4 protein-coding genes and 2 pseudogenes are annotated in these 5,962 nt (G+C 60.0%); 2 read left to right on the top strand and 4 right to left on the bottom strand.

Translation table 11 applies throughout. The features are described 5' to 3' along the window. A partial coding sequence (locus NMG80_RS36765) for a transposase (RefSeq protein WP_254022676.1) occupies nucleotides 1–291 on the top strand: 291 nt, incomplete at its 5' end. A 263-nt stretch (nucleotides 292–554) separates the two neighbouring features. Here NMG80_RS36765 and ltrA read toward each other — a convergent pair. The 4 genes and pseudogenes from ltrA to NMG80_RS36785 all read right to left on the bottom strand — a co-directional run bounded on the left by ltrA (nucleotide 555) and on the right by NMG80_RS36785 (nucleotide 4,766). Further along, nucleotides 555–1,814, bottom strand: coding sequence for a group II intron reverse transcriptase/maturase (gene ltrA / locus NMG80_RS36770; protein WP_254022677.1), 1,260 nt, complete (start codon nucleotides 1,812–1,814; stop codon nucleotides 555–557). Between the two features lie 785 nt (nucleotides 1,815–2,599). After that, nucleotides 2,600–2,941: pseudogene (locus NMG80_RS36775) on the bottom strand (3-oxoadipyl-CoA thiolase); the annotation flags it as partial. A 182-nt stretch (nucleotides 2,942–3,123) separates the two neighbouring features. Continuing rightward, nucleotides 3,124–4,236: pseudogene (locus NMG80_RS36780) on the bottom strand (ABC transporter ATP-binding protein). A gap of 5 nt (nucleotides 4,237–4,241) precedes the next feature. Then, complete coding sequence (locus NMG80_RS36785) at nucleotides 4,242–4,766, bottom strand: carbohydrate ABC transporter permease (RefSeq protein WP_254022678.1); 525 nt, start codon at nucleotides 4,764–4,766, stop codon at nucleotides 4,242–4,244. Nucleotides 4,767–5,254: 488 nt separating this feature from the next. Between NMG80_RS36785 and NMG80_RS37140 the strand changes: the two genes are divergently transcribed. After that, nucleotides 5,255–5,389 carry a hypothetical protein gene (locus tag NMG80_RS37140; protein WP_301943418.1) on the top strand — a complete coding sequence of 45 codons (135 nt, stop codon included), beginning with the start codon at nucleotides 5,255–5,257 and terminating at the stop codon, nucleotides 5,387–5,389. Nucleotides 5,390–5,962 lie beyond the last annotated feature (573 nt).

A 5,962-nucleotide genomic window follows, 5' to 3' on the forward strand; every position in this document is an offset into this window, starting at 1 on the left:
GGCGGCTATGCCAGCCGCGCCAATCTGATCCAGGCTAAGGCCTGGGGCGTGAAGGACATGGCCTTCCACAAAAAATGCGGCATCAAGATCGAGGACATGGTCAAGAGCCGCTGGGTGTATCGCAGGCTGCGCAACTTCCGTGCCGGCATCGAGGCCGGCGTCTCATGTTTGAAGCGCGCTTTTGGCCTGGACCGCTGCACCTGGCGTGGGCTCAACCACTTCAAGACCTATGTCTGGTCCTCGGTGGTGGCCTACAATCTCGCCCTCTTCGCCCGCCTCAAGTCGAACTGACCCACCGCCGACTTCGCAAAAGCCTACCCGACGCCCAGACGGGCGGTTTAACCATGGGCCAACTAGCGGACGGCGAGAGACCTCTACTTCTCTTCTAACGCTTCGTGCAGATAGAACCACCAAAACAGTCAGAAATACCTCGAATCTGCGTGGGCGTCTACAATGAATACTTCGAAAAGTTACTGTTGGCGAGTAGCGGAGACGCTTGCGCGCCTCCGCTCTCTCAGAACCGTGCGTGAACCTCTCAGCTCACACGGCTCCCATCAGGCAAACGTGCCGATCAGACCGAGTTGCCAGTGCGCGAAGAGATCGGTGCGCTGCTTGACGATCCGTTGTAAGAACCGACTTGCCCGAGTCTTACCCCTGCCAAAGCGCTTGAACTTCCGCCTTGCCCACGCAAGCACCGTCTGGTTGACGTAGCGAAGTATGGGCTGCAGCCCCGTTGGCGCGTACCGTCCATAATAGCTGATCCACCCCCTGAGGAGCGGATTGATCAGCCGGGCGATGTCGTTCAACGAGAGCTGCGTCTGTCGGCGGATGTGCAAGTCCCTGATCTTTTCCCGCATCGCTTTCAGCGCCGAGGAACTGACCGCTGGTGTGAAGCCGCAAAACAGTCGCCCGCTTTGCGTTCCCCATACCGCGCGCGGTCGGAAACAATATCCGAGGAAGTCGAACGTCACGTTCGGATGTTGCCCTCTGCGTTTGGAGTCTCTGCAGTAGACGATCTTGGTCTTCGTCGGGTGCAGTTCCAGTTGGCATTCCGCCAACCTCACCTGAAGCGCAGCCTTGACGGCTTCTGCCTCCTGCTCGGTCCGGCAGTGCACCAGCCCGTCATCCGCATACCGACACCATGGGAGGTCGGGATGTGTCCGTTTCATCCACAGATCAAACGCATAGTGCAGAAAAAGATTTGAAAGAATCGGCGAAACTACGCCCCCTTGCGGAGTTCCGCAGTTCCGTTCAATCCTCTGTCCATCCTTTTCCATGGGCGCCGTCAGCCATCTTTCGATATAGAGCAGCGCCCATTTACACTTGACGTGCTTGCGGACGGCCTTGAGCAAAAGATCGTGCGGAAGATTGTCGAACAGACCCTTGATATCAAACTCCAAAACCCAATCATATTTCCAGCACCGCTGACGCGTGACCCCCACGGCATCTAAAGCCGATTTTGCCGGCCTGTAACCGTAGGAGTCTGGCAGGAAGATCTGATCGAGTTCCGGTTCGATGAGCTGCTTGACCACCATCTGCGCGATCCTGTCGCTCACGGTGGGCACACCCAAAATCCGCCGGCCCCCAGTCTTCTTGGGAATGGGGACAGCTCGCACCGGTGGCGGAAAGTAGCTTCCCGAGCTCATCCTGTTCCAGATCCTGTAGAGATTCCTCGCCAGGTCGGCTTCAAATGCCTCGATCGACTGCCCGTCCACGCCGGCCGCACCACCATTGGATTTGACCGCTTTGTAAGCTTCGTACACCAGCCGCTTATCGATCATAAACGGCTTGTCTGTCGTATCCGTCAAAGTCATCCTGTTTCCAGTTGTTTCGAAAACACGACCACCTGATCCGCCCCCTTCGCTCCAGCCCCATTACAGGACCTTCATCGCTACTACAGGGCGGTCCGCCCCAACTTCCTGCATCGGTACTCTCGCCTCACGGTGGTGTGCCGCTTGTGCTTCTCCCTTGGCATCAGGAAGCTGGTTCCTGCAGTTCCGCGCAAAAGCCTGCATCCGGCTCATGCCCCCTATACGCCGTCCACTGTCCGCCCAGTCATCAGGCTCCCGACGGACTTGTCCCGAGAGATCCATACGCCCTCGGTTTTAGTGGAATCAAAGAGTACTAACGACGCGTCATCGAAGGGTTTGCTTGCGCTCATCTTCCGGATGCCTACCTGCCCCGGATCATGTCCGCGGCGTTTGACCCAACGCTAACCACCATGGCTCTTCTACCCCAGCAGCTTGGGCCGGTTTGAGACCCGCTCCTGAAAGCCGATCCCGAGGGGCCTACCCTCATCTTTCACGCAGCTTCTCAGCATGTTGTCAGTTCACCATCGAACCTCCTTCTGCTTGCTGCAGCACACTATGGACGGACACTAGTTAGGGACAGTTCTCCAGGTTTGGATTACGGCCAGGGATCCTGGCGCAATCGCGTTAGGTCGGCTTTCGTCTCTATCCGGCGAGAGAAAGTCGAGCGCGGAATGAAGGCGCTGCCTGTGTAGACCCGCTCGATGAGATCCTCTTCCTGGCATCGATAATATCGCGATAGGCTCGACCACCCGTCTCTTCAAGAAGGTTCCCATCCCGCCTCCGCAGTGTCAGACCCGTTCCAGCGCGATGGCGATGCGTTGTCCCACGCCAATGCACATAGTGGAGAGCGACCGCCTGCCGCCGCTCAGGCTCAACTCGAATGCCGCCGTACCGGTGATCCGCGCGCCCGACATGCCGAGATTTACCCGCGGGTCGTCATCAGCGATGACGAGATCGCGTAGCGTGGCGAGGCCCTGCGAAGCGAAGGCCTCGTTTAGCTCGATTACATCGAAATCACGTGCCCCAAGCCCGAGCCGAGCCATGAGCTTCTTCGAAGCGGGTGCCGGGCCGATCCCCATGATTCGTGGTGGTACGCCCGCCGCCGCGCCGCCTAGAAGTTCGATCGTCGGTTTCTTCGACAGGGCATTCCAGCCACATCTTGATGAGGTGCAGTAGACGCTCATCAACGATCCGCCGCGATATTGACTTCATCAGTTCGGCGTGCGGAATACTCCCCGGGGGGACTGCACCCACTGGAAAGCGCCACGGCGCACGCCATTTCGAGACATTTCTGGTTATTCTAGGGATACAACTAGGCTAGCAACGAGCCTTGGTTCCAACTTGTTCGCTTGTTAAAGATCAGCGAATGCGTACGGCCCTCGGGGTCGAAGATGTGGGCGCGAGAGGGTAGGAAACGAAGCATTATGGTCACGCCGAAGCGCGGCTGATCCTCGCGCCTTTCGGCAACCACCGTTTCGCCACTCGGCAGCACGCCGTGAACGCAAGCGGTGGATCCCAGGCGCTCGGTGACGTCGACGGCAAGCGAAAGCTCAACCCACCCCCTGCTTTCATCGAGATGTTCCGGCCTGATGCCCAGAGTGACGTCCTGCCCGTTGCCGAGTCGCGTTGCCAGATGCGACATGTCGACGCTTGCGTCGCCGACGAGCAGAGTTTTGCCTCCATCGGCCACTGTTGCCTTCAGGAAATTCATGCGCGGCGAGCCGATGAAGCCGGCGACAAAGGCATTGTCGGGGTCGTCATAGAGCGACAGCGGCGTGCCGATCTGCTCGATCTTGCCGGCCTTGAGCACGACAATGTTGTCGGCAAGCGTCAGTGCCTCCGTCTGGTCGTGCGTCACATAGACCATGGTCTTGCGGATCGACTGGTGCAGCCGCTTGATCTCGGCCCTGAGCTCCGTGCGCAGCGCCGCATCGAGGTTGGACAGCGGCTCGTCGAACAGGAACAGCCTGGGGTCGCGCACCAGCGCCCGGCCGATGGCGACGCGCTGCCGCTAGCCGCCTGACAGCTCGCGCGGCCGGCGGGCGAGCAAGGGCTCGATCTGCAGCAGCCGCGCCACCGCCTCGACCTTTTCGCCTGATGTCTTGTGATCAAGCCCGCGCATCTTCAACGGGAAGGCGATGTTTTCGGCCACCGACATGGTCGGATAGAGCGCGTAGGACTGAAACACCATCGCCACGTCGCGCTCGCGCGCGGGAAGATTGGTGACATTGCGGTCGCCGATGACGATGGTGCCGGAATCGATCGGGTTCAGCCCAGCTATCGCATGAAGCAGTGTCGACTTCCCGCAGCCTGACGGCCCGAGCAGCACGACGAAGGAGCCCTCCTCCACCTCGACGGAGATGTCGTCCAGCACGCTGACCGCGCCGTAGGATTTCGACACCGACCTTATCGACAAATTCGCCATCGGATCTAACCCTTCACGCTGCCAAGTGTCATACCGCGCACGATCTGCCCCTGCACCAGAACGCCAAGCACGATCATCGGCAGCATGATGAGGGTGGCGGCGGCGGTGAGCGCGCCCCACTGGATGCCCTGGAATGTCAGGAACGACGTGATACTGACGGGAAGCGTCTGCGTGTCGCGGCCGGTCAGCACCAGCGCGACGAAGAACTCGTTCCAGGTGAACAGGACGCACAGGATAAGCGTCGCCACCATGCCGCCGCGGGCGGCCGGCAGGTAGACATGCCAGAACACGCTGAATTCGCGGGCGCCGTCAACGCGGGCCGCATCACGCAGCTCCTTCGGGATGTCGTCGAAAAAAGTGATCAGCAGCGAGATGGCAAAGGGCACGTTGACGAAGGCATAGGCGGCAATCAGCAGCCAATGTTGGTTCATCGCCCCGATCCGGGTCGCCAGATAATACAGCGGAATGACGAACAGCAGCGCCGGCGCAATCCGCAGACTGAGGATAAATTTCTCCTTGGAGCGGCGCAACTCGGCCGGCTGCTGCGACAGCCCGTAGGCGGCGACGGAGCAACGGCTACCGCTAGCGCGCTGGACAGGATCGAGATAACGAAGCTGTTGGCAAAGGCGCTGAGGAAGCCGCGATTGGCTAACACGGTGCGATAGTTGTCGAGCGTCGGGCTGAAGAACCAGACCGCGGGATGGCGAAGGCATCGCGCGTCGTCTTGAACGAAGTCACGACAACCCAGTAGAGCGGGAACAACACCGCCAGCAGCAACAGAAGCAGCCCGATACAGAAAACAGTGCGCTGGCCATCAGCGCTCTCCCGATTTCGGAAACAGGACGCTGTACATGGTCAGCAGCGCGACATTGGTGAAGATCGTCAGGATGATGGCGATGGCCAGCGCGTAGGAAATGTCGAAATTGGTGAAGGCGGCGATGTAGCCGTAATAGTTCAGCGTCTCGGTCGACAGCGCCGGCCCGCGCGCGTCATGATGTAGAACAGATCGAAGGCCTTGATGCTGTCAATCGCCCTGATCAGCGCGACGATGGCAAGCGCGCGCCAGCGTGGCGAAAGGGACAATGCCCGCATCGCGCACGAAGTCGATGCAGACCGCTTCTTCAAGCTGATGTTCGATCTGCTGCGGGATTAGATGTCAGGGGGCGCGAGATCCGCTAAGTCACGAGCTTTCGGGGGCGAACTGCTTCCACCGCGAGGGATTCGGCTGGATGCGGCCGCAAAAGCTCAGCCTCAGGCTTTCTGGTCCAGACCGCCCAATTCTCGGGTTGAAGGACGACCACCTGCCAATTGTGATATGACGCGACGTCCGCCCCGGGATCGATCGTCAGCATGGTGAGGCTGGGTGGGGCTTGTTGCCCGCTGCTTCACGCCAAAGCCCCCGACGACCTAACGCTCTATCTCACAGCGAGTCCGAGGCTGGAGACGTCTACTCCCGGCCGACCCAGAGGGTCGGCCGGACTCCATCTCCCGCCGCACTCTCTTGTTATTGTGCAGTGCAGCAACGATATTGCTGCAATTGCGTTACACAGATTGCCGTCCATTCCGGGCGTCAGAACAGGGACGGCGCCATTGCGAAAAATCTCCGACACCATTGCCCGCCTCGCTGCGCTGCAAGCGCGACATGCCACGCATATCGCCGACCTCGGTGCGTCGGACCCTCTCGAGACGCTGGCCGACTTCCGTACAAATCCCGGCGGGTTGGGAG

It is taken from the genome of Mesorhizobium escarrei, assembly GCF_935825525.1.
GTDB classification, from domain to species: domain Bacteria; phylum Pseudomonadota; class Alphaproteobacteria; order Rhizobiales; family Rhizobiaceae; genus Mesorhizobium; species Mesorhizobium escarrei.

Excerpts from the sequence above, each read along its gene's own strand:
- NMG80_RS37140 (WP_301943418.1), top strand. The coding sequence starts at position 5,255 with ATGCTGTCAATCGCCCTGATCAGCGCGACGATGGCAAGCGCGCGCCAG.
- ltrA (WP_254022677.1), bottom strand. The coding sequence starts at position 1,814 with ATGACTTTGACGGATACGACAGACAAGCCGTTTATGATCGATAAGCGG.